This window comes from Candidatus Pantoea multigeneris (assembly GCF_011752615.1).
Lineage (GTDB): Bacteria > Pseudomonadota > Gammaproteobacteria > Enterobacterales > Enterobacteriaceae > Pantoea > Pantoea multigeneris.
On sequence record NZ_VWXF01000002.1, the window covers coordinates 82,358 to 106,120 of the forward strand.

The 23,763-nt window shown below is 46.5% G+C and carries 17 protein-coding genes and 1 pseudogene; 10 read left to right on the top strand and 8 right to left on the bottom strand.

Annotated features, from left to right (window positions below; translation table 11 throughout):
* Window positions 1-292: 292 nt before the first annotated feature.
* Window positions 293-2,284 (bottom strand): transketolase, encoded by a 1,992-nt coding sequence (gene tkt, locus F3J40_RS06040; RefSeq protein ID WP_167012989.1) that lies wholly within the window; start codon window positions 2,282-2,284, stop codon window positions 293-295.
* A 603-nt stretch (window positions 2,285-2,887) separates the two neighbouring features.
* On the opposite strand from tkt, the gene F3J40_RS06045 reads away from it, so the two are divergent.
* Together F3J40_RS06045 and F3J40_RS06050 are read left to right on the top strand one after the other, a co-directional pair.
* Entirely contained in the window at window positions 2,888-3,652 is a 765-nt protein-coding gene (locus F3J40_RS06045) for a sterol desaturase family protein (RefSeq protein WP_167012990.1), read from the top strand.
* Window positions 3,649-4,788: a PrpF domain-containing protein gene (locus tag F3J40_RS06050; protein WP_167012991.1), complete on the top strand. Its 1,140-nt coding sequence runs from the start codon at window positions 3,649-3,651 to the stop codon at window positions 4,786-4,788. The genes F3J40_RS06045 and F3J40_RS06050 overlap by 4 nt, the downstream gene beginning before the upstream one ends.
* 64 nt (window positions 4,789-4,852) lie before the next feature.
* Here the strand turns inward: F3J40_RS06050 and F3J40_RS06055 are convergent, their stop codons facing one another.
* Genes F3J40_RS06055 through F3J40_RS06065 form a run of 3 tightly spaced genes read right to left on the bottom strand, consistent with a single transcriptional unit; the run spans window position 4,853 to window position 8,949 of the window.
* The gene (locus F3J40_RS06055) at window positions 4,853-6,628 is read right to left on the bottom strand and encodes an aryl-sulfate sulfotransferase (RefSeq protein WP_167012992.1); all 1,776 of its coding nucleotides are present in this window, start codon (window positions 6,626-6,628) and stop codon (window positions 4,853-4,855) included.
* A complete protein-coding gene (locus tag F3J40_RS06060; protein ID WP_167012993.1) occupies window positions 6,629-7,384 on the bottom strand; it encodes an ABC transporter ATP-binding protein in 756 nt (251 codons plus the stop codon).
* The gene (locus F3J40_RS06065) at window positions 7,381-8,949 is read right to left on the bottom strand and encodes an ABC transporter permease (RefSeq protein WP_167012994.1); all 1,569 of its coding nucleotides are present in this window, start codon (window positions 8,947-8,949) and stop codon (window positions 7,381-7,383) included. The genes F3J40_RS06060 and F3J40_RS06065 overlap by 4 nt, the downstream gene beginning before the upstream one ends.
* Before the next feature lie 219 nt (window positions 8,950-9,168).
* Between F3J40_RS06065 and F3J40_RS06070 the strand changes: the two genes are divergently transcribed.
* Window positions 9,169-10,239, top strand: a complete 1,071-nt coding sequence (locus F3J40_RS06070) for an ABC transporter substrate-binding protein (RefSeq protein ID WP_167012995.1) — start codon at window positions 9,169-9,171, stop codon at window positions 10,237-10,239.
* Here the strand turns inward: F3J40_RS06070 and F3J40_RS06075 are convergent.
* Window positions 10,236-11,174 carry a LysR family transcriptional regulator gene (locus tag F3J40_RS06075; protein ID WP_167012996.1) on the bottom strand — a complete coding sequence of 313 codons (939 nt, stop codon included), beginning with the start codon at window positions 11,172-11,174 and terminating at the stop codon, window positions 10,236-10,238. The genes F3J40_RS06070 and F3J40_RS06075 overlap by 4 nt on opposite strands.
* A gap of 267 nt (window positions 11,175-11,441) precedes the next feature.
* On the opposite strand from F3J40_RS06075, the gene loiP reads away from it, so the two are divergent.
* Window positions 11,442-12,197, top strand: a complete 756-nt coding sequence (gene loiP, locus F3J40_RS06080) for a metalloprotease LoiP (RefSeq protein WP_167012997.1) — start codon at window positions 11,442-11,444, stop codon at window positions 12,195-12,197.
* A gap of 169 nt (window positions 12,198-12,366) precedes the next feature.
* Here the strand turns inward: loiP and F3J40_RS06085 are convergent, their stop codons facing one another.
* Window positions 12,367-12,579 (bottom strand): hypothetical protein, encoded by a 213-nt coding sequence (locus F3J40_RS06085; protein ID WP_167012998.1) that lies wholly within the window; start codon window positions 12,577-12,579, stop codon window positions 12,367-12,369.
* Between the two features lie 576 nt (window positions 12,580-13,155).
* Complete coding sequence (locus F3J40_RS06090) at window positions 13,156-14,412, bottom strand: glycosyltransferase (protein WP_167012999.1); 1,257 nt, start codon at window positions 14,410-14,412, stop codon at window positions 13,156-13,158.
* A 503-nt stretch (window positions 14,413-14,915) separates the two neighbouring features.
* Between F3J40_RS06090 and F3J40_RS06095 the strand changes: the two are divergent.
* Window positions 14,916-15,080 (top strand): annotated as a pseudogene (locus F3J40_RS06095) (transposase); the annotation flags it as partial.
* A 186-nt stretch (window positions 15,081-15,266) separates the two neighbouring features.
* Here the strand turns inward: F3J40_RS06095 and speB are convergent.
* Window positions 15,267-16,187 carry an agmatinase gene (gene speB, locus F3J40_RS06100; RefSeq protein ID WP_167013001.1) on the bottom strand — a complete coding sequence of 307 codons (921 nt, stop codon included), beginning with the start codon at window positions 16,185-16,187 and terminating at the stop codon, window positions 15,267-15,269.
* A gap of 710 nt (window positions 16,188-16,897) precedes the next feature.
* Here speB and F3J40_RS06105 point away from each other — a divergent pair.
* The 5 genes from F3J40_RS06105 to F3J40_RS06125 are packed head-to-tail and all read left to right on the top strand — an operon-like array spanning window position 16,898 to window position 23,760.
* Window positions 16,898-17,674 carry an ABC transporter permease gene (locus tag F3J40_RS06105; RefSeq protein WP_167013002.1) on the top strand — a complete coding sequence of 259 codons (777 nt, stop codon included), beginning with the start codon at window positions 16,898-16,900 and terminating at the stop codon, window positions 17,672-17,674.
* Window positions 17,671-18,339, top strand: coding sequence for an ABC transporter ATP-binding protein (locus F3J40_RS06110; protein ID WP_167013003.1), 669 nt, complete (start codon window positions 17,671-17,673; stop codon window positions 18,337-18,339). The genes F3J40_RS06105 and F3J40_RS06110 overlap by 4 nt, the downstream gene beginning before the upstream one ends.
* A 17-nt stretch (window positions 18,340-18,356) precedes the next feature.
* Complete coding sequence (locus F3J40_RS06115) at window positions 18,357-18,767, top strand: FAD synthase family protein (protein ID WP_167013004.1); 411 nt, start codon at window positions 18,357-18,359, stop codon at window positions 18,765-18,767.
* Window positions 18,757-19,992: a tetratricopeptide repeat protein gene (locus tag F3J40_RS06120; protein ID WP_167013005.1), complete on the top strand. Its 1,236-nt coding sequence runs from the start codon at window positions 18,757-18,759 to the stop codon at window positions 19,990-19,992. Before F3J40_RS06115 ends, F3J40_RS06120 begins: the two co-directional genes overlap by 11 nt.
* A gap of 18 nt (window positions 19,993-20,010) precedes the next feature.
* The gene (locus F3J40_RS06125) at window positions 20,011-23,760 is read left to right on the top strand and encodes a CDP-glycerol glycerophosphotransferase family protein (RefSeq protein WP_167013006.1); all 3,750 of its coding nucleotides are present in this window, start codon (window positions 20,011-20,013) and stop codon (window positions 23,758-23,760) included.
* Window positions 23,761-23,763 lie beyond the last annotated feature (3 nt).

Sequence of the window (23,763 nt, forward strand, 5' to 3'; positions counted from 1 at the left end):
AGTCCTGCAAAAAAAGGTGCCGTTAGCCTGAGCGTTTCAGGGCAATTTGTACAGGAATTTTCTCCTGTTTTTCAGCAGGTCGGCGTTGAGCTTTCACTATGACTGAAACGGTTCAGCTAGAGTAGATGATCACAGGAATAACGGGAACCATTAGCGGTAAGGAAAGTGACTAAAATTAGATCTGAATCACAATTTATGCGGATTAAAAGCGCAGTGAGGGGAGAATAAAAATCGGGCTGGTGGAATAACAAACGGGCGGCACAGTGGCCGCCCGTAAGAATAATGGCGAGAATTACAGCAATTCTTTCGCTTTAGCGACAACGTTTTCTACGGTGAAACCGAACAGATCGAACAGTTTTTCCGCAGGGGCAGACTCACCGAAGGTGGTCATGCCGACGATAGCGCCGTTCAGGCCGGTGTACTTGTACCAGTAATCCGCGATGCCTGCTTCGATAGCCACACGCGCAGCAACCGCTTTTGGCAGCACAGATTCACGGTAAGCCGCGTCCTGCTTGTCGAAGGCATCGGTTGATGGCATAGACACGACGCGCACTTTACGGCCTTCGCTGGTCAGCTTGTCGTAAGCGGCTACAGCCAGTTCAACTTCTGAACCGGTCGCGATCAGGATCAGCTCTGGCTGGCCAGCGCTGTCTTTCAGCACATAACCACCGCGTGCTACGTTTGCCAACTGCTCAGGGGTACGATCCTGCTGCGCCAGGTTCTGACGAGAGAAGATCAGCGCCGATGGGCCATCCTGACGTTCGATAGCATATTTCCACGCCACCGCAGATTCTACCTGGTCACATGGACGCCACAGGCTCATGTTCGGGGTAGTACGCAGGCTGGCGATCTGCTCAACCGGCTGGTGCGTTGGACCATCTTCACCCAGACCGATGGAGTCGTGGGTGTAGACCAGTACCTGACGGATTTTCATCAGAGCGGCCATACGCGCAGCGTTACGCGCATATTCCACGAACATCAGGAAGGTTGCGGTGTACGGCAGGAAGCCGCCGTGCAGTGAGATGCCGTTGGCAATCGCGGTCATACCGAATTCGCGCACGCCGTAATGGATGTAGTTACCGGCTGCATCTTCGTTGATTGGCTTAGAACCTGACCACATGGTGAGGTTACTTGGTGCCAGGTCCGCAGAACCGCCGAGGTATTCTGGCAGGATCTTACCGAACGCTTCGATTGCATTCTGAGAAGCTTTACGGCTAGCGATTTTCGCCGGATTCGCCTGCAGCTGCTCGATGAATTTCTGTGACTCTTCCTGCCAGTTAGCTGGCAGTGCGTTGGTGCTACGACGGGTGAACTCTGCCGCCAGCTCCGGGAACGCCTGTGCGTAAGCCGCGAACTTCTCGTTCCAGGCGGCTTCTTTCGCCTGGCCCGCTTCTTTCGCATCCCACTCAGCATAGATGTCTGAAGGGATTTCAAATGGTGCGTGGTTCCAGCCCAGCTGCTTACGGGTCAGTGCGATCTCTTCATCACCCAGCGGTGCGCCGTGTGAATCGTGCGTACCCGCTTTGTTTGGTGAACCAAAACCGATGATGGTTTTGCACATCAGCAGTGAAGGCTTATCGGTAACCGCCTGCGCTTCTTCTACTGCTTTGGTGATTGCCGCTGCATCGTGACCATCTACGCCACGGATAACGTGCCAGCCGTAAGACTCGAAACGCATCGCGGTATCGTCGGTGAACCAGCCTTCAATGTGACCATCGATAGAGATACCGTTGTCATCATAGAATGCGACCAGTTTGCCCAGCTTCAGGGTACCCGCCAGTGAACACACTTCATGGGAGATACCTTCCATCATGCAGCCGTCGCCCATGAACACATAGGTGTTGTGGTCAACGATGTCATGGCCAGGACGGTTGAACTGTGCTGCCAGCGTGCGCTCTGCAATTGCGAAGCCCACGGCGTTAGCAATACCCTGCCCCAGTGGGCCAGTGGTGGTTTCTACACCCACGGTGTAGCCGTATTCCGGGTGACCTGGAGTTTTAGAGTGCAGTTGACGGAAGTTTTCCAGCTCGCTGATTGGCAGGTCATAACCGGTGAGGTGCAGCAGGCTGTAGATCAGCATGGAACCGTGGCCGTTAGACAGAATAAAGCGGTCGCGATCTGCCCACTGCGGGTTAGTTGGGTTGTGGTTCAGGAAACCACGCCACAGCACTTCGGCGATGTCTGCCATGCCCATTGGGGCACCCGGGTGTCCCGATTTGGCTTTCTGTACTGCATCCATACTTAACGCGCGAATGGCGTTGGCAAGCTCTTTACGAGAGGGCATTTTTAACTCCAGGTCGGATTGATGCCTCGCCGAACCTAACTTATTGTAATTAATCAGTTATCGTACAAGGCAAGAATAAAGTCGCCCATCAATGTACATGATAATCAGGGCAAAAGTACATGCCACAAAGGCTAATTCTGTGCGCAACTGACTGCATTCAGCAGCTCCTCTTTCGTACGAAAGCGTGAAACAAGCTGTTTACAATCCAGGGCACAAGTCAGGTGCTTGATTTTACTGGAGGTGGTGCTGTTGGGCGGTAATTAAGAAAAAAATGCCCCTAATTGTGCTGTGGTGAATCGCTGCCCTATTACCCACGAAAAGTGTTAATGCTGGTTTTTATATAGTTAACAAAACGAGCCAATTGAATCATTAAAAAAAGAAACCAATAAACATAAGAAAAAATAACAAATTACAACCATTTTATGTGTGGGGAAATAATTTAGATATATCTAAAAAATGACTATTTATGAATGAACTACAGCAAAAAAACATCAAAAAGACGCCCATAAACTTACACTAAAGCATCATCTTTACTAAAATTTACACACCGAAATGTTGCAAGCGTGTAAAAAAAAGACGTCAAATGATAAATGGAGTTAATTAATGTCTTTTTTGCTTAATCACTATCTGATCACCTGGTTCGTACTGTTGTTTATGATTGAATTTGCAATTTACTTCAGGAATACCGTCAAAAACGCGCGCTTTAAACAGCACTGGGCAACAAATGTCACGACCTACCTGGCCTCAAAAATTTTTACTCTGCTGTTCTTTGTGCCAATGATTGCTTTTTCAGCTCATCATCCTTTAACATCGTTTATTGGAAGAGGAGGTCAGGCTCTGGCTATTATTGCGGGTGTTGTTCTTCTCGATATAGCAGGATACTTTTTCCATCGTTTAAGTCATGAAATTGAATTTCTTTGGAAATTTCATGAAATCCACCATTTAGATGAATATCTCGATGTCACCACTGGCTTAAGGGTTCACTTTCTGGAAATATTTTTCCATACACTGGTCAGTTGCGCAGTAATCATGCTATTTGGCATTAATGCGGAAACAATTGTCATACATTCATTAATCGCATTTGTGTTAGCAACCTATCATCATTCCCGCTTTTATATTCCCATCAAGGTTGAGGAAAAACTGTCGTGGTTTATAACAACGCCTCGATTCCATGAGCCACATCATGATAAGCAAATAGAGAATAATCAAAGTAATTATGCTTTTATCTTCCCGATCTGGGACAGAATTTTCGGTTCTTTTCACAAGGACAGTTTTAAGCGTAACTGGGATTACGGCCTGGCTTACAAAGAAGACGTATCCCCTATCGAATCTATTATCAGACCGCTGAGAAAGGAAGACAGCAAATGATCACTATCCCAGTTTACTATGTGCGTGGCGGAACATCATCAGGTGCCATTTTCTTCAAAAATCAATTACCCTCAGGCGAGATATTGATAGAAGAAATTCTCCGAAAAACCTTCGGCGTTCCTTTAGACGGGGAGAACCGAAAAAATAAGCAGGTCGAGGGAATAGGGAAAAGCAAAAGTACAACTAACAAAGCATTTATTATTGATATCGATAAGAATAAGAAATTTGTTATTAGCAACTTCGCCCAATTAGAAGCAACCAGCAATCAGATAGCATGGAACGTTAACTGTGGCAATATGTCCTCAGCCATTCCTCTGGTGTTACATGAGGCTGGATTGATCAAGACCATTGCACAGGACAATGAAATCACCATCAACAATATAAATACGGGGAAAACCCTACGCTGCCGTATTTATCCCCGGTCTGATCAGCAACTCGCCTGCTGCAAAATTCCCGGCATTAATGAAGCTTACCCACGTGTGGATGTTGCATTTGTTGATCCCGAAGGCAGCAAAACCGGCCTGGCATTGCCTACGGGAAATGTGAGGGATCGAATTCATGGCGTTGAGGTCAGCTGCGTGGATGTCGTCGTACCGATGGTAATCATCGCCGCTGATTCCCTGGGCCTGAAAGGGGATGAGCAAGCTGAAATCCTGTTAACCAACCCTTCTCTGTTACAGCGAATCGATGCGATCCGTATTGAAGCTGGCCTGAGAATGAAGCTTAGAAATAAGGCAGGTAATCTGATGAGCGAGCAGGAGATCGCCGTTTCAACCACCTTACCCAAAGTGGGGATTGTTGCACGCTCGCAGCTTCAGCAGCGCGGGATACGCATTATTTACCTCACACCAAAGGAAGTTCATGGTTCAATCGCAGTGTCAGGTGGAAGCTGCCTGGCTTATGCATGTGCTCAGTCAGGCAGCATCGCAGCGGATATTTTTCCTGTTTCGGTTGGTGAGAGTGTCCCGGTGGAGCATTACGCTGGCATCTCTGAGTTTGAAATTGATCGGGAGGATGGCCGCCTACTGGCGAAAACTGTTCGTAATGCTCAGATAATTATTAAAGGTGAAGTAATGATTCATAATCCTTCCCCGGCTTTACTGCACTATTACTCTTCTCTGGCCATAACAGCTTAACCCTGGCCGTTGCGGGGATCACTGTTGACTGATCCCCGTCCATCGTGAACTGCCCCCTGGCGCGTTATTCCAGCCAGGCCAGCAGCTCGGCGGTGGTAGCAATACCACTGCGGCGCTGCACCTCTGCGCCATTCCGGAAACGGATAAGCGTGGGCAGGCTACGCACGTTAAGCTGAGTCGCCAGCCCGGCATGGAGATCGGCATTCAGATAGCGGGTGCGCCGCGCACTCAATGCCGCCTCTAACGGCTCAGACTCCAGCACTCGCCACAGTCCACGGCAGTGAACACAACGCTCCGCGCCTACCAGCAGCAGTACTTCACCCTGCTCTTGCCATGCTGCGGCCTCAGTTATCTCTTCAAAACGGCTGCCCTCGACGCGGAACAGTTTCGGGCTGCGCAGCAGCGTTGAGTTATCCGTTGCGACGCAAAGTGCATCGGCACTGTCGAGATAAGGCTGCACCCCGGCCACCTGCACCACGCTCTCTGGCGCAGCAGCAGGTGCAGCACCCGGCTGGCGAAGCTGGCGTACATCCACCGCTTCCACGGCGGTCTCCTCCGGCTGAGTTAATTGCGGCACCCAGCTATAGGGCACGCGATAAGCGCGGTACACCATATTGTTATTCAGCGACTTGCCCCAGAACGGCGAAATATACTCCCACACGACCTGGTGATCGGCGGTGACTTCGAAAATGCGCCCGTTGGAACCTTCGTTGATCAGGGTATTGCCGTTTTCCAGCCGCTGCGCGTTGCTGATGTACGGGCTGTAAAAACGGTAGGAGTCGGTGGGATGAGGTAAACCGGCTTCATACGGTGAGTAGCGCCACTCCACATCCAACGTCACCGGGTTGATCTCCAGAATGCGCGAATAGTCACGCCAGGCATTCTTTACGCCATCAGGTGATGCGGGGTTTGGCGCACCATAACCCGCCCAGCCGCCGTTATCGAAAATCAGGATATTACCCGCGCCAGGCAGCCCCTGCGGGATCATATGTGCATGGTGCTGGCCGATAATCCAGCCAATATGTTTGAGCTCTGGTGTGCTGTAATCCGGCCCCAGCTGCCAGACAATAGCGCCGCTCTGCTTATCGATAATCGCAATGATGTTCGACTCACGCGCATCCCAGATGATGTTATCAGGGTGGAAACGTTGATCGCCGGCATCAAACCACTTGTTCGGCCCCAGTGCGGACATTGAGTTGATGTGCATCCAGTCGCCCATTCCGCCACCGCTGCTGCGCATATTGGGGTTATTCCACAGCGCTGAACGGGCGGCATCATCAAAGCCCAGCTCTTCGAAATGGTCGCTACAGCGCCACTCCCACACCACGTTGCCTTGCCAGTCCACTTCAATGATGGTGTCATCCAGCAGCTGTTTATCTGAGATTTTGCTGTTGTGCAGGTTGGTATGGGCCAGAATCAGCGTATTGCCCCCCTCGACCTGCGGCTCCAGCCCCGGTGCGTAATACCCCACGGGATTGCCGCTGCGCTGGTAGTCGTGGTGCGCTCGCGCCATCCAGCGCGGCTCCTGACCGGGATCGCTGATGTGCTCGTAGCGGTCAAAACGCCACGTCACGTTGCCTTCCCAATCCACCTGCACCAAATCCAGCATATCCTGCATGCCGTAACGTGGATCACGCTCACCGCTGTGGCCGAGAATGCTGCCATCCGGCAGCAATTTATTGGGGAAACCGTGCAGATTGGGCCACAAACGCACCACTTTGCCGTTCATATCGATCAGCACCGCGCCAGTGTCCGTTCCCTGAAACAGGGTATATCCGCTCCAGGTTTGGGCGGGATCGAACAACGTGGTTCCGGTGGGATAAACGCTAGGATGACCCATTTAAAACTCCTTATCGGGCTGAACAATCAGGTTGCGAATTTGCGTACAGAGGGCACTGAAGGCGGCGCTGTCACGCTCTCTTGGATGGGGGAAGTCGAGTGGAACCGTGCGGCGAATCCTTCCCGGTCGCGGCGACAGCACCACAATGCGATCCGCCAACGCCACCGCCTCTTCCACATCATGCGTTACGATCAGGGTAGTGGTGCCCTGACGTTGATGAATTTCCAGTAGCGCCTGTTGCAGGCTGTGACGGGTCAGCGCATCCAGCGCGCTGAACGGCTCATCCAGCATCAGAATGCGCGGCTGAGCCACCAGACCACGGGCAATCGCCACGCGCTGTGCCATGCCACCGGAAAGTTGTGCCGGTAAGGCGCTGGCAAAATCGGCCAGATGCACCAGCTTGAGCATCTCCGCTACCCGGCTCTGCTCGGCTTCCCGACTGAGGGATTCACTCGCCAGGCCCAACGCGACGTTTTGCGCCACGGTCAGCCAGGGGAACAGACGCGGTTCCTGAAACACGATGCCGCGATCCGCACCAATGCCGTTAATCGGCTTGCCCTCAATTTGAATTTCCCCTTCGAACTCGCCATCCAGCCCGACCAACAGCCGTAACAAGGTTGATTTGCCACAGCCGCTGCTGCCAACCAGCGCCACCAACTCACCGGCGGCAATATCAAGGCTAAAGTTGTCGATAGCGGTTATCTGCTGCCACTGTTTGCGCACGTGGCGAAAGCCCACGGCAGTTTGCAGACTCATAGCTCCTCCTGCTGACGCCAGCGCGTGGCGCGTTGTTCCAGTAAGCGCCCACCTTTGTTAAGCAGCGCGCCCGTCAGGCCAATCAGCAACATGCCGGACATAATGGTGGGCATATCCAGTAGCTGTTGGGCGTTAATCATCAGGCTGCCAATACCGGTGCCGGATGACATGAAATACTCCGCCCCGATGCTGCCGAGCCAGGCATAAATCAGCGCCAGCCTGACCCCGGCAAAAATGCCAGGCGCAGCACCGGGCAGCACCAGCCAGCGCAGTCGCTGTAGCCGGTTAAAGCGCAACACCTGAGCAACTTCCATCAGTTGGGGGCTGGTACGCAGTGCCGCATTCAGGGTGCTGATGGTCATGGGGAAAAAGGCCGCGAGGGCAATAAACGTGATCTTGCCTGGGTTATCATTCCCGACCCAGGCGCTAAGCAGCGGTAACCAGGCAAACAGGGCCACCTGACGCAGCGCATTGAGAGAAGGCAGGATTAAGCGCCGAGCAAACGGGCTTTGCGCCAACGCAATCCCCGCCAGCAGCCCGGCTCCAATACCCAGCAGCGCACCGGCCGCCATGCGTAACAAGCTCTGTGCCAGCGCACTGCTTAATTCACCGCTCACCACCCCGGCATACAGCCGGGCAATCACTGCGGCGGGCGAGGCAAACAGGCGCACATCAATCCACTGCTCGTGGCTGGCCACCTGCCAAAGCACCAACAGCATCAGCGGCAGCCCGATCCCCTGGAGGCTGGCTTTCGCGCCGGGAGGTTGCACACTCAGGGCGGTTTGCGGCCAGAAGATCACCCGCTGCTGCAACCGCGCCGCCAGCCAGGAGAGCATCACGCCGCTCAGCCCAATAATCACAATGGTGACGAACACGATATCTAACTGGAACAGCTGACGCCCCCACACCATCAGGTAACCGATGCCAGAAGACGAGGCCAACAGTTCCACCACAATCAGCGAGATCCATGCCTCGGCCAGCGCCAGCTGGCAGCCGGTGAACCAGCCCGGCAGGCTCGCAGGGATCACTAAGCGCAGAAGCTGCTGACGCGGTGAAAGCAGTAAGGCCTGCGCCACTTCGCGGAGCTGGGCGGGCAGATTCTCCACCGCCTGCTGGGTATTGAGCGTCACCGGCACCAGTACGCTTTTGATCAGCACCGCCAGTTTCAGGCCATCACCAATACCAAACATCACCATAAACAGCGGGATCCAGCCCAGCGTAGGGATTTGCACCAGCAGCCAAAACAGTGGCTCCAGCCAGGCACTGGCGCGGCGAGATAAACCAAACAGCAGTCCCAGCAGGCTGCCCGCGATGATCCCCAGGACCACGCCGATAATCAGTTGATGCAGGCTGCTCCACCACTGCGCAAGCAGATCGCCCTGGAGCAGAGACAAGCCCGTTGCCAGCACCGTAGCGGGCGCAGGCACAATCTGGTCTGGCATCCAATGGCATATCGCGGTGAGCTGCCACAGACCCAGCAGGCAGAGTGGCAGCAGCAGCGACCAGCCATTAACACGAAGAGACCATGCCTTGGGCTTGCGCAGTTTCAGGATCATCAAAGACATGGCTATCGGCCTCGGGATGCGGGAAAGCCGACAGCAAAAGGCATTTACCCCCACGCTGCCTAATGCATTCGACGAATATCCCCGATGCAATAAATGCATGCGCCACGCCAGCCCCGGCCCGCTGTGATTTAGCTGTTTTTCTGCTGTGTTTTGCCGGAAACGGTATTTATCTCAACCCACTAGCGCCTGCTTAGCTATCGCAAAAACAGCAAGGAGTGAGTGATGAGAGCAGCAGTGAGTCGCTATGTCAGACTGTGGGCGGTGGCCTTGATTTGCCTCGCCTCAACCGCCGTCAGCGCTGAGGCGTTAACCGTTCGCATTGGCGTCCCGGACCAGAGCGCGGGCAATAAACCCTTTATTGGCGGCCCCGTGGGGATGGCATTTATGCGCCATCAGCTAGAGCAGAGCCTGCAATCGCAAGGCGTTACGGTAAAGTGGCAGTTCTTTAAAGGGGCTGGCCCGGCGGTGAATGAGGCGCTGGCAAACCAGCAGCTGGATTTCGCCTACCTCGGCGACCTGGCGGCAATTATTGGCCGCGCCAGCGGATTGCAGACGCGCCTGCTGCTCGGCAGTCGCGGTTCTGACTGTTGGCTCGCCGCTACCCAGGCCTCCGGCATCCAGCAGATTACCGATCTCAAAGGCAAACGCGTGGCGGTTTATCGCGGCACGGCCGATCAGCTCTCCTTTGACCGTACGCTGGCCAGCAAAGGGTTGAGCGAGCGGGATATTCAAGTGATTAATCTCGACTGGAATGCCGCCAAAGCCGCCCTGGCGGCGGGAAGAGTCGATGCCGTATGGGGCGGTGTATCGCTACTGGCGCTGAAAAGCACGGCCATTAACATCGTCGCCCGCAGCAGTGATTTTGGCCTGGCGAACACGACTCAGGCCGGGTTTGTGGGTACTGATGCGTTTATTCAGCAGCACCCGGACATCACGCAGAGCATCATTAATGTGCTGGTACAGAATGCCGCCACCATCAGCGATGTACAGCAGCGTGAAGCATGGGCGCAGGAGATGGCACAACATAGCCAGCTACCGGCGGATCTGTTGCTGCAAGAGATGCAGACAAATTATCTCAACTTTGACACCTCGCCACGGCGCGATCCTTTCCTGCTCAGCAGTTTCAGTACCAGCATTCAACAGGCGCAGCAGGACCGTTTGATTCGTAAAGGCTTTGATGCCGCTACCTGGATCGACGGCCAGTTTGTTGATAACGCCTTGAAGACGCTGCAACTGGAGCAGCACTGGCCACAATATGACGCCAGTGGCAAAACCCAGAGCGGCAGTTAACTGCCCTGCCCTTCATCCTGCCACTGCTGCTGTTCATCGGTGAGCAGGATGATGTCCGTCATTTTATCCACCAGCGGCGTCCGCGCCTGCTGGGCGGGAGAAATCAGCCCAAAGCGGGTCTGCATAAAACGCCACTCATCGGGCACATCGCGTAGCTCCAGCTTGACCAGTTGATGGCTCTGGCGACAGAGTTGAAAGCCGTCTTCACTGGCGAAGCTGATCGCCTGACTTTGCGCAAGAATGCTCAGCAGCGCATAGATGTGATCGCACTGAATAGCAGGTGTGTAATCAGCCTGGCCGCTCAGCGTTGCCAGCACTTTGCGTACCCCCGGCGGTAAATAGGGTGCTGCAAGTGGGTAGCGCATCAGCTCTTGTGCCGTAACCGCCTCCCGGCGTGCCAGCGGGTGGCTACGATGACAAATAAAGAAACAGCGCTGTGAGCGTAACGGCTGCACTCGCAGTTGCGTATCCAGCTCCGCGTGCCAGGTATCCGCCACCACAAACGGCAGTTCACCGCTTGCCAGCGCGATGCGAAGCGCATTCCAGTTATCGACCCGAAAATTGACTTTGGCCTGCGGCGTCAGACGATTAAACTCCGCCACCGCCGCCGGGATCAGACGCGCCGTGGGTGCCGGGCCACAGCCAAAAATCAGTTCGCCGTTCTGCTCATCATCCACTTCCCGCAGCAGCCCCTTCAGCTCCAGGGTTAAATCCTGAAAACGCCGTGCGTAGGGCAGCAGCTTGTGGCCGTAGGGCGTGAGTTGCAGAAATTTACTTTGCCGATCAATCAGCGGATGACCCACGCTCTGTTCCAGTGCCTGAATACTGCGGCTGAAAGCTGACTGCGACAGGCATACCACATCTGCCGCCTGGCCAAAGCTACCCTGTTCCACCAGGGCGACGAAGTTTCTTAACTGCCGAAAATCGAGGTGCATAGCGAGGCGCTTATTCCGTTAAGGGGGGATTAACGTTACCCGAAAGCGCTCAACGGGCAAAACAAGAATAAGTGGATTAGAGGATGGAAGATCAACAAGACGAGCCAAACTCTGATTGAACCCCTTCAGGCGCTGTGTACACAATAGCCACGCAGGCTGGAGGTTAAATACGTCAATAAAGACGCCTACCCTCTGCCCTGAGTGAAAGAGAACTTTTTATTTTTATTCCGTTATTGCTTATCCAACCGTTGCTTTTGGGGTTTTTAAATGAAGAAGATGCCTTTACTGGTTTTAGGGGCCGCCGTTGTGTTGAGCGGCTGCGAAGGAATGGACAGCAGCGCACTGATGCAATCTGGCGCGCAGGCGTTCCAGGCTTACACGCTAAGTAACGAACAGGTGGTGCAGCTCAGCAACCAGTCCTGCGAGCAGATGGACAAAGAGAACAAAATCGCCCCTGCCAACAGCAGCTATCAGCAGCGCCTGAACCGTATCTCTGCCGCTCTGGGTGACAACATCAATGGCATTCCTGCCAACTATAAAGTGTATGAGACCAAAGACGTGAACGCCTGGGCGATGGCCAACGGCTGCATCCGCGTTTATAGCGGCCTGATGGATATGATGAGCGACAATGAAGTCGAAGCCGTGGTCGGCCATGAAATGGGCCACGTCGCGCTGGGCCATTCGCGCAAAGCGATGCAGGTGGCCTTTGCGACCGCAGCAGCGCGCAATGCGGTGAGTTCAGTAGGCGGGACGCTGGCTTCACTTTCTCAGTCTCAACTTGGCGACCTGAGTGCGCGTTTTGTCAGTGCGCAGTTCTCCCAGACCCAGGAATCTCAGGCGGATGACTATTCTTATGATCTGCTGAAAAAACGCGGTATCAACCCAAATGGGCTAGTGACCAGTTTCGAGAAGCTGGCAAAGCTGGAACAGGGCCAACAAAGCAGCATGTTTGACGACCACCCCGCCTCAGCGGAACGCGCCCAACATATTCGCGACCGTATTAAGGCCGATGGCGGGAAATAATTTTTGAGGTTAGGCAGCACCTACTCAACAATTTGCAGGCTATCGGTGTAATGCCGATAGCTGTCAATCACGGGCTTGGGACTTTATATATGCCTTACGAAAAATCTTATGAAGACGCCTTTTCCTGATGTCACACTTTACATTGTGGAACAATGCATTAAAAAACCAGCTAACTTTTTAAAAACAGCTTACTTAACACTCCCGCAGACCCAGTGGTGCGAACGGAAAGAGATAATTTACTAAACGGATTCTCCTCAGCCATTCTATCTATGCCGCTCATCTGTTCTCTTGCTCGCCTTTGCGCTGAACACTGCTCCCCTGCACTATGTAAAATATTCTTTATCTCTTCACGACTCAATGTCACCTTTTTTCCATAAAACATAATTAGCCACTCCTTTTAAACAAACAGCTAATAAAAAATCAAATCATTAAGCACGAAGAAAACAAACAGTAAAAATCAAAGCGAAATATATCAGCAAAAGAATCATCAGCAATTAATATTTACCAACACGCCGAGGGATATCACAAAGGAGGAAAATCAGTTTCTGGCAATTCGACACTGTTTTGTGAACTTGCTCACAATCAACAGACAAAACCCCAGGATTACACCCTATTTTGCCAGACAAAAATCAGACAACTGCCATGCGGATTTGCAGGCGACCGCAAACTTACTGCAACAATTGCCAGCTAGCTTTGATAACAGAGACCAACAGGAGGTGACCTATGCTGCCAACTCTCGTTATCGTACTGACCGCTGTGGTGGTGATTGCCGCCCTGCGCATCCTACGCTCAGCTGCTCAGGACGTTAGCAACGACTACTGAGCACTATCCCAGCCAGACGCCCGCGTTCGCTGAATCAATCAAAAGCTGTGGTGGTGGTGAAACTGGGCTGTATCCGACTCTTTTATCAATGGTTACGTAATACAGCCTAGTAGCGATGCGATAGCTTTATCTCAGGCTAGTCGATTTTTTTCGCTATTGGTGATTTCATATATTCACCAAATGTTAAATTATATACTAAGTGAAATTTATCGTTAAGATCTTTATAGTGCGTGTCGTCAGTTATCAGATACAATCCTGTGTTCCCATTTTTTTTACAATCAATAAATTTTAATTTTTCAATCTTGGGTAGGAACTGTTCTAGGAAGTTAGAGTTTAAAAAATAAACATTTTTAAACCATACACCAATCTTGAAGTGATTTTCATCCTTTCCCTTTTTCAATTCAAAATAGAAAGAATCTCTGTTATTTTTTATAAAGATTGGGTACCAAAAGTTTTTGGTTTCATTACTAAAAGTCAATCCATCTGGAAGGTCTATTAATTCTTGAGTCTTAAGCCAAGTGTTAGTTAAGTTCACTTGTTTTAGATAAAGCCCTCTGTTTATTCTTTTTAAATCTGGATAGTTGAATGACGATTTTTTAACCCAGCCATCATAATACCCTAACCACTCTGGGAATATTGACATCATGTCATGGTCATCCCATATTTTTTTCCCTACAAAATGTACAATGCGAGAGTCATTATTAACCATTTCTGGTACAACATTAAACTCACTGCTGCTCAAGATGTTTAAATTTACATTCAACATCGCAACAGGGAGAGCTATAGATATTTCATCAATATGCGCAGTGAAATTAGCATAATTTTCTGAAATAAATTTTTTAGCAATTAATTTCATTTCATTATATGGAATACTATCCTCTACAAAAATCAGCCCTCCGTTTGGTGCTGGAGAGCGCTCATCTAAATCATTTAAAAAATCAAACTTTTTATTCACTCTATTTCTAGATAGTTTCTCCTTTAAGCTAAACCCATTCCGCCAGGAAACCCCTTGGTGTTGAAATATAGCACTAATATCTTTTAGAATTAAAATATCGACGTCTAAAAACAATATTGCCTTATAATAATCCAACATCTCAAAAATTTTATACTTTACAAAAGATAAGAAACTATATCTTTTAATGAAGTTTTTAAAGAACGTACTATCACCATTGACATCATGTTCAGCAATAAAATCGCCAAGTGTATATTTAAAGAATTTTATACTCTCGTTTACACTACTTAAATCATGAATGGCCTCTTGTGATAAACCATCATGCATCACTACTACATCATATAGAAAATTAGGGTTTTTATCTTTTAAATTAAGTAGTGTCGCACCCAAAGCAAAAACCATGCTTTCATTAATGACAAACATTAAGGCATTTTTTTTCATTTCTAACTCCATCTTTTAATTATTTAAAACACCTTACACTCTAAATAGCTTGAACAGTGGGAAGACGGCAACACATCGAATCCCTAAGCGTTTAATAAGGTGAACGACTAAGGTAAACAAGTAAAACCAACGTGCATTCGAATTGGATTTTATCAGGTGCGCAATTAAATATCAACCATTCCTAGATCTGGTTTTTATGAATAAAAAGTCAACATCAAAACCAAAGAAAATTTAACGGGTGTATTTATTCAATATCCAGCCTATATTTTAACATTACTTTCCTATGTGATTGACTGATTAACTGACCGATTGATTGGTTAATTGGACGATTGATTGATTAATAATATGCGATATACTTTTTTTAATCCTTTTTAATAGCTCAACGCTACAAAGAAATCATTCACCAACACCCAATAGTAGACTATGTAGAGGGAACTGTGTTCCTATTCACCAATAGTGGGCACGCAACTAAGTGAGTAAAATTCCAACCAGGGGTGAATCACATGACAAAACTTTTACCCGTTAACCGAAAACTCCGTAAGCAATATATGACCGAATTTCGTGATGAAGCCCTGAAGCTGGTCAAACATATTAGTGTAGCCTCTGTAGCACGCGAACTAAGTCCATACAAATCCAAGCTCTACAACTGGCGAAGCAAACAACAGAACCCGTTACCGTTGTAGGACTCAGCAAGCTTAAATAACAGCTGAGCTATATCATCAAACATTTTCCCTCTACTAATTTTTATTCAAGAACAAACAATGACTGATATTATCAATCAGACAGATAAAAATAACATTGAATAAAGGTTATAGATATTGAGGACAAAGACACGCCCTGCCCTCAATAATTAATTAACGCTTAGTTGCTGCCTGAACGTGCAGCATATCCAGCGCCAGAGTTGCCGCCGCCAGTGCAGTGATATCAGACTGGTCATAGCCTGGTGCCACTTCTACCAGATCCATTCCGACGATATTCATCCCCTGAAGGCCGCGCACCAGTTTGGTGGCTTTATCGCTGGTCAAGCCACCGATAACCGGCGTACCGGTACCAGGCGCGTGCGCCGGGTCGAGGCAGTCGATATCAAAGGTCAGATAAACCGGCAGATCGCCCACGGTGCGTTTAACTTCCGCCAGAATGTCATCCACGCTGCGATCGTTCACCTGCGCAGCATCCAGTACATTAAAGCCGAGGCTCTTATCAAACTCAGTACGGATACCAATCTGTACGGAATGATGCGGATCGATCAGGCCTTCCTGCGGCGCAGTGTAGAACATGGTGCCGTGGTCGAAGGTTGGACCGTTGGAGTAGGTATCGGTGTGCGCATCAAAATGCACCAGCGCCATTTTGCCGAAGTGCTTGGCGTGCGCACGCAGCAGCGGCAGGCTGATGTAGTGATCTCCACCGAAAGTCAGCATGCGCTTGCCGTTTGCCAGCAGCTTCTCAGCATGGGCTTGCAGCTTATCGGACAGATCCTGTGAATCACCGAACGCATACACCAAATCACCACAGTCGACTACGCGCAGACGCTGACGCAGATCGAAATCCCACGGCCAGCGGCAACCTTCCCAGGCGAGGTTGGTTGAGATTTGGCGAATCGCACCCGGCCCAAGGCGGCTACCAGGACGGCCAGAGGTAGCAGCATCAAAAGGTACACCGGTAATCACCCACTCGGCATCGCTATCGTATGGCTGGAAGTTGAGTGGGAAACGCATGAAACCGAAGGCGTTGGATACCAGGGAGTTGTCGTACTGATTGCCCAGGGTGTTATACATAAAAAGTCCTCTGTTGATACGAAAACCGGCTCTGCCGGTCACCACACGTTAAAGGTGTTACAGGTATAGCCAAAAAAAATCCCTTCCGCGTCGTTAGGCCCGACGAGGAAAGGATTATGCATAGGTTATGTTGCGAACATTATCGCGGAGGCAGAGAGCGTGCGCAATGAAATTTGCGATAACACACGATTAACATCGTGACAAAAGTTACTGTTTTTACAGTTAAAATTCAGCCATGCTTACATTAGCGTGTAAAAATCCATCAGAAAAAGATGAATCCTCTCACCTTGCGAAACTAATAAATTCAATGAGTTAAATATAATTAACCCAAATTCACCAGGTGATAGGCCTAACGTATTGTTAAAACCTGATTAATAGACCAAACCGGTTAGGAATTTTCCCGCGGTCATTGTAACGTAGCTGCAATAATTGGTAGTAAAATTGTACAGTTTTTCAGGATTCTACATTCGCATTTAAAATCTTTCATAAATGTTCTGCCTTTCGTAAGCAGAAGGTGAGTTTTTCTCATATTTATTTCAGCGCTCAATGCACTGAAATGATGAATGGTTGATTATTTATTGTGCAATAAAACCATCCTGAACATCCTGACAATCCCCCCTAAAATTTCTGATTAGCGGTTCAGCCCATTGGTTGCTGTAAAGCCAAGGGCGGTAGCATCGCTTTAATTCACCCACCTGTTTGAGTTCATCATGGCCAGAAGCGGTTTAGAAGTGCAGCAGGCTGCCATTAAGGCACTGTTTTTAAGGGAAATAAAGACACGGTTTGGAAAGTTTCGCCTTGGTTACTTTTGGGCGGTGCTTGAGCCATCCGCGCACTTGCTTGTTATGTTAGCGATCTTTGGCTTTATTATGCATCGCACCATGCCTGATATTTCCTTCCCGGTATTTTTGCTTAACGGCATCATCCCATACTTTATTTTTAGTAATATAAGCACCCGTTCTGTTGATGCGATTGAAGCTAACCAAGGCCTGTTTAACTACCGCCCGGTAAAACCGATAGATACCATTATCGCCCGTGCAATACTTGAAACTGCGATTTATGCCGCCGTTTATGTCGTATTAATGCTGATAGTGTGGATGGCAGGAGAATACTTCTCTATAACAAACTTGGTACAGCTGATCTGTACTTGGACACTGTTAGTGTTGTTCTCTTGCGGTGTTGGACTGATCTTTATGGTAGTCGGCAAAACCTATGCGGAAACACAAAAGTTTCTGCCGATTCTGCTGAAACCTCTCTACTTTATCTCCTGCATTATGTTCCCACTGCACTCGATTCCCACCGACTACTGGCCGTATCTGTTGTGGAACCCATTAGTGCATGCCGTTGAGCTAAGCCGTGAAGCCGTTATGCCCGGCTATGCGAGTGAAGGGGTCAGCCTAACTTATCTGGCATTGAGTACTTTAGTCACCGTATTTGTCGGCCTGGCGCTGTACCGCACCCGTGAGGAGGCGATGCTAACCTCATGATAAAGATTGAGAACCTGACTAAGTCTTACCGTACGCCAGCTGGCCGGCATTATGTATTCAAAGACCTGAATATTGAGTTACCGAGTGGTAAAAGCGTGGCGCTGGTGGGGCGTAATGGTGCAGGAAAATCGACCCTGCTCCGCATGATTGGCGGTATCGACCGCCCAGACAGCGGTAGCATCACCACAGATAAGACCATCTCCTGGCCGGTAGGACTCTCTGGTGGCTTCCAAGGCAGCCTTACCGGACGTGAGAACGTGAAGTTCGTTGCGCGCCTCTATGCCAAGAAAGACGAACTGAAAGACAAAGTCGCCTATGTGGAGGAGTTTGCTGAACTGGGCAAATACTTCGATATGCCGATTAAGACCTACTCCTCGGGTATGAAGTCTCGCTTAGGCTTTGGTCTGAGCATGGCATTTAAGTTCGATTACTACCTAGTGGATGAAGTCACTGCGGTGGGTGATGCACGGTTTAAAAAGAAGTGTTCAGATATTTTTAAAGAACGCCATGCTGAAGCCAGTTTTTTAATGGTTTCACACAGCCTTAACTCGTTGAAAGAGTTTTGTGATGTAGCACTATACATAGGAAAAAATAATGAAATCAGCTACTTTGATGATGTTGAAGTAGCCCTCGATTATTATAAAACTAACGAAAACCTCAGTTAATCAAAAGGACATAGGATATGCGTACAGTAATTACTTTTGGGACCTTTGACGTGCTGCACATCGGCCATATTAATATCTTAAGAAGAGCAAAAGCCCACGGAGACAGGCTGATTGTAGGCGTTTCGTCAGATGCTTTAAACTTTAGTAAAAAGCAGCGTTACCCTGTTTACAGTGAAGCCGACCGTGCTGAGATCATTTCAAGCCTTCAGTTTGTTGATGAAGTATTCATTGAAGAGTCACTTGAACTTAAGGGCGAATATATCAAGAAATTTGGTGCTGACATTCTGATCATGGGTAATGATTGGGAAGGCCGTTTTGATATATTTAAAGAGCTGTGTGAAGTTGAATACCTTCCTAGAACCGAGGGTATTTCTACAACTGAATTAATTGCTGAAATTAAAGCACGAGAGGATAACGTTGCCGCTTAATATGTTAAAAATAAAAAGCAGAATAAAAAGGGCACATTTAGAGTCTAAAAAAATTGGGAATAGCAAAATTTCTAGTTTCTTTTTTAGCTATGTGCTCAGCACATTGATTAAAAGAGGTTATTCGAAGGAGATAGCAAGGAATTTCAAATTTCTTGTTAAATTTAAAAATCCAGTTATACACTTCTACTTAGCTAAATCCTTACACCTCAATGGGATATATGACAAAGCCATTGAGGTAATAAAAATTAATTTAGTTAAAAACTTTAGTTTCCTTGACAGTCACTACATTCTTTCTGATTGCTATTATAGAATAAATAATAGTGAAGAATCTTGGGAAGTCTTAGAAGGTGTTTTAACTCATTCGAATAGATTAAAAACCTGGCTCCTCTTAGCCAATCAAGTAAATACAAAGGATGATTTTGCGAAACTTCATGAGCTTTGGCAATTACACGTAAATAAGCAAACTATCCCTTCTTATCATTTTGAACTTAACGGTTACATAGCAACTGGTGCACTGAGAGCAAAAGAATATGCATTTGCCGAGTCAATTTGGCGCGATGTTATTCAAAGCATCATTGATAAACGTTGTGTTTACTCTTCGCCAAAAAATAAAAAACTAAATATTAATGATGCCAGCGAGGCACTTCTGGATTTAAAAAGAGTCTTGCAAACACATCATATTGAGTTTTTTTTGGTTAGCGGCACACTTTTAGGCTGCATTAGAGAAAATACTCTTCTCGGCCATGATAAAGATATAGACATAGGTATTTGGAGAGAAACACCACCTAAGGAAGTTGAAAAAATAATAACCAATTCAGGTTTATTTGAAATGCAAGCAATAAGATCTGAACATGTTCTAAGAATAAAGCATGTTAATCAAGTTGCAATAGATATATTCTATCATTACAAAGAAGAATCTAACTATTGGCATGGTGGCGTAAAGCTTAAATGGAATAACACTCCCTTTAGACTTATTGACCACGGATTCTTAGGCGACATTTTTAAAATACCTGAAGACCATAATTTATATCTCACAGAAAATTATGGCGACTGGAAGACACCAAAAAAAGATTTCGATTCAGCATTTGATACGCCTAACGCAATTATCATGAATCAAGATGAAATGAACATTCATGCTTATAAGCAGCTTGCCATGGCATATCTTGAAGGGAATCAAATTAATATTAAAAAGTTTTCTAACTACTTGAAAACAAATTTAGTTTAATAGCAGCACGAGGAAATTATGCTATCTTATTATTATTACGGCCAATCAAAAATACATCAATACAAGAAAGACTGGAAAAAAACAGCCTATTTTCTAGAGAAGTCACTTGGGAAAAGTACAACTAAAAATCCTAAAGCAAATTATTTACTGGGATTTGCATACTCTAAGTTGAAGAAATGGGATGATGCTGCTGTACAACTCCAACATGCAGTGAAACGCAGCCCAGAAAATTCTAGATGGCAATTCCGTTATGCTATTGCTTTAGAAAACACCGGTAATAAAGATGCAGCCAATGACGTCTTTCATTCAGTTTTTGAATCGCTAATTAATGATGGGGATGCACTATATAAAGCTGGGTTACTCCTCGATGGTTTTACACGACCAGCTATGGCAGAAATGTTTTTCAAACGATCGATCGAATTAGAAAAAAATAATTATCAATATTATAAATCACTAGCTAGAAGCCAACACATTCAAAAAAAATGGTGGCAAGAGCTTGAGTCACTTGAGAAAGCCGCATCCTTAAATTTTACTGATGCTGAACTCTACTCTTGGCTTGGTTTTGCATATGAAAAAATGACTTCATATGATAAAGCGATTATAGCATTAAATACAGCAACAAAAATCAATCCTGATAATGCAGACTGGTTTTATCGGCTAGGTTTTTCTTATGAAAAATTCGGAGATAAAGAAAATGCACTTGCCTCCTACAATAAAGCATTAAAACTATCTAATAATAAAGATGTAAAAAAGTATGGTCCGGCAGTTTTCCATCAAAAACGTGGGTTATGGCCAGAAACCGTTAGTGCTTTGGAGAGCATTAGCAAAGGAAAGGATGCTGCATATCATTACACATTAGGCTTAGCATATGATCGTTCTTATCAGTGGAAAAAGGCGTTTCTTGCATATCATAAAGCTAACTCGGCCAAACCGGGTGATTCTGCATCATACTTCCGAACAGCATTTGTTCTTGAAAAAGACCATCGCTATGCCGATGCCGCAAAGCATTATGAAATGTCAGCGCGTTCGAGTACAAAATTAAATAAACACATTTTCTATCGACTTGGTTATACGTTACACAAAACAGGTCTTCATGACAGAGCATGTTATGCTTTCATGATGATGGAAGATAATATTGACGTAAGTAAAAAAGATTTATCTCATAAAAATTTCTCTTCAAACCCATGGACTGCTGAAGAGTTTTATCAACGTGCGATTGATTTTGAATTACTCAATGAGTTTACTATGGCTGAGCAATACTACATGTCAGCTATTGAAAGAACAAATAACCATAAAGCATATTGGTTCTTCCGCCTTGGCTGTGTCAGAACTAAACTAAAAAATTACAATGATGCATGTGAAGCTTTTATTGAGTACAAAACACTCACTAAACCTTATGGTGTTCCTTTAGATGAATATGAATCTAATGCCAGTTTAAAATTGCAAACGACATATTTAGAATATTATGATCGTTTGAAAATAAAAAATGATGTTATTCTATTTGAAAGTTTCCATGGTGCATCAATAAGTTGCAATCCATATGCTATTTTCAAAAGTATTTATAATCACAAGAACTTCAGTTCTTTTAAATTTGTTTGGGTTATTGGAAAAGACACAAAAACCCCTGACTTTGTTAAAAGAAAGAAAAATGTAATTATAATACAACGAGAGTCAAATGCTTACTTGCGCTATCTTTGCTCTGCTAAGTATGTGATTAATAATGTCTCATTCCCGTGGTATTACATTAGAAAGCCTGACCAAAAGTATTTAAACACATGGCATGGCACTCCAATGAAGTTTTTGGGTAAGGATATCAAAGATAGCTATCTTTCTCATACCAATGTTAGTAGAAACTTTTTACAAGCCAGCCATATCATTAGTCAAAACGACTATACTAATGAGATTATTCTTGATAGATATGATGTGTCAAATTTAACATCAGCGATTGTTTCCGCTACTGGTTATCCAAGAGTTGACCTTACATTAAATGCAACCAGCTCAGAGATTTCAGCTATAAGGAAGAAGTTGAATGTATCAACTGGTTCAAAATTAGTCCTTTACGCACCTACTTGGCGAGGACTTCATGGTAAAGCAAGCTTTAATACTAAGCAATTAATCGATGACCTAACTAAGATGTGTCGCCCAGGTGTTGTAGTCGCCTTCCGTGGCCATCATATGATAGAAGACATAATTGCAGATCTAAACTTGCCGGCAGTCATAGTTCCCCCATCAATTGATACTAACGTATTACTTTCAGCCGTAGATATTCTTATTACTGATTACTCTAGCATTGCTTTTGATTTTATGCCGCTAGGTAAGCCGGTAATCTATTACATGCATGATCTTGAAGAATACAAAAATGAAAGAGGACTTTATTTATCAATTGATGAGCTGCCAGGAGTTGTGAGCTTTAACATTGAAGAACTAGATTTTGAGATTAATAACGCTCTTAGTAGTGAGATACTAGTTAGCTCTAAAAACAACACTGATAAGTTTATTGCCAAAGAAGATGGACAATCAACTAAACGCGTCGTAGATTTATTTTTCTTAGGAAAAACACCAGATGACATTACGCATACACATGATAAGAAGTCGCTTGTCATTTATGCAGGTCCTTTCTTCCCTAATGGAATTGCTACTTCAGTAATAAATCTTCTTGACCATATAGATTATGATGGCTATAAGGTAACATTAGTAGTTGATGTTTCATCGATAAAAAATCATGAAGACAGGCAGTTCATGCTGTCTAAAATAAACCATAACGTTCAAATTGTTGGCTGGGATGGAGGCCTGATTTTAGACCCAGAAGAAAAATGGCTAGCAAATAAGTTTGATGTTTACAAATCATTTTCAAGCAGTGAAATGAAGAAATTGTATATTTCAGCTTATCAACGAGAGTTTACTCGTGTATTAGGCCACTCAATTCCTGATGCAGTTATCCATTTTGAAGGTTATAATAAAAAATGGGCTTCACTTTTTGCGTCTATAAACAATGGTCACACTAAAAAAATAATTTATCAGCACAATGACATGCTGTCTGAAAATAAAGAAAAGTATCCTTATCTCGAAGGTGTTTTTAATTTATACCCTGACTTCGACAAAGTTGTTTCTGTTTCAGAAGCTACTAGCATACTGAATAAATCAACCTTAGCCGACAAGTATATTGTTCATGAGAAAAAATTTGTTTTCTCAGACAATCTACAAAATCCAAAATATGTATTGGAGTCGTCTAGTGAACCTATCGAGGAGGAAAACTTATTCAACAATGGTAAATTTACCTTTGTTAATCTAGGTAGGCTTTCACCTGAAAAAGATCATATAAAATTACTTCATGCATTCTCGCAACTTAAAAAAATCAAAGCGGATATACAGCTAATAATTTTGGGTGATGGGCCATTACATAGTGAGATTAGTTCAGAAATAGTTAGCCTCGGCTTAAGCAATGATGTTTATCTTTTGGGAAGAAAATCTAACCCATTCCCTTACCTCCTAAAATCCGATTGTTTTGTATTATCGTCAAATCATGAAGGGCAACCTATGGTGCTCTTTGAAGCTTTAATATTAGATAAGCCTATAGTTGCAACAGACATAGTTGGTAATCGTGGCGTCCTCAAAGGCGAGTATGGCATGCTCGTTGAAAATTCTGTAGATGGTGTATTAAAAGGTTTAACAGCGGCTGCCGATAAAAAAGTTAACGCAAAAGGATTTGACATAAATAGCTACCAAAACAGCGCAATGAAAATGTTTTACAACCTAATATCTCATTAAGGC

Coding starts and splice junctions, on each gene's coding strand:
- tkt (WP_167012989.1), bottom strand. CDS start 2,284: ATGCCCTCTCGTAAAGAGCTTGCCAACGCCATTCGCGCGTTAAGTATG.
- F3J40_RS06045 (WP_167012990.1), top strand. CDS start 2,888: ATGTCTTTTTTGCTTAATCACTATCTGATCACCTGGTTCGTACTGTTG.
- F3J40_RS06050 (WP_167012991.1), top strand. CDS start 3,649: ATGATCACTATCCCAGTTTACTATGTGCGTGGCGGAACATCATCAGGT.
- F3J40_RS06055 (WP_167012992.1), bottom strand. CDS start 6,628: ATGGGTCATCCTAGCGTTTATCCCACCGGAACCACGTTGTTCGATCCC.
- F3J40_RS06060 (WP_167012993.1), bottom strand. CDS start 7,384: ATGAGTCTGCAAACTGCCGTGGGCTTTCGCCACGTGCGCAAACAGTGG.
- F3J40_RS06065 (WP_167012994.1), bottom strand. CDS start 8,949: ATGTCTTTGATGATCCTGAAACTGCGCAAGCCCAAGGCATGGTCTCTT.
- F3J40_RS06075 (WP_167012996.1), bottom strand. CDS start 11,174: ATGCACCTCGATTTTCGGCAGTTAAGAAACTTCGTCGCCCTGGTGGAA.
- loiP (WP_167012997.1), top strand. CDS start 11,442: ATGAAGAAGATGCCTTTACTGGTTTTAGGGGCCGCCGTTGTGTTGAGC.
- F3J40_RS06085 (WP_167012998.1), bottom strand. CDS start 12,579: ATGTTTTATGGAAAAAAGGTGACATTGAGTCGTGAAGAGATAAAGAAT.
- F3J40_RS06090 (WP_167012999.1), bottom strand. CDS start 14,412: ATGAAAAAAAATGCCTTAATGTTTGTCATTAATGAAAGCATGGTTTTT.
- speB (WP_167013001.1), bottom strand. CDS start 16,187: ATGTATAACACCCTGGGCAATCAGTACGACAACTCCCTGGTATCCAAC.
- F3J40_RS06105 (WP_167013002.1), top strand. CDS start 16,898: ATGGCCAGAAGCGGTTTAGAAGTGCAGCAGGCTGCCATTAAGGCACTG.
- F3J40_RS06110 (WP_167013003.1), top strand. CDS start 17,671: ATGATAAAGATTGAGAACCTGACTAAGTCTTACCGTACGCCAGCTGGC.
- F3J40_RS06115 (WP_167013004.1), top strand. CDS start 18,357: ATGCGTACAGTAATTACTTTTGGGACCTTTGACGTGCTGCACATCGGC.
- F3J40_RS06125 (WP_167013006.1), top strand. CDS start 20,011: ATGCTATCTTATTATTATTACGGCCAATCAAAAATACATCAATACAAG.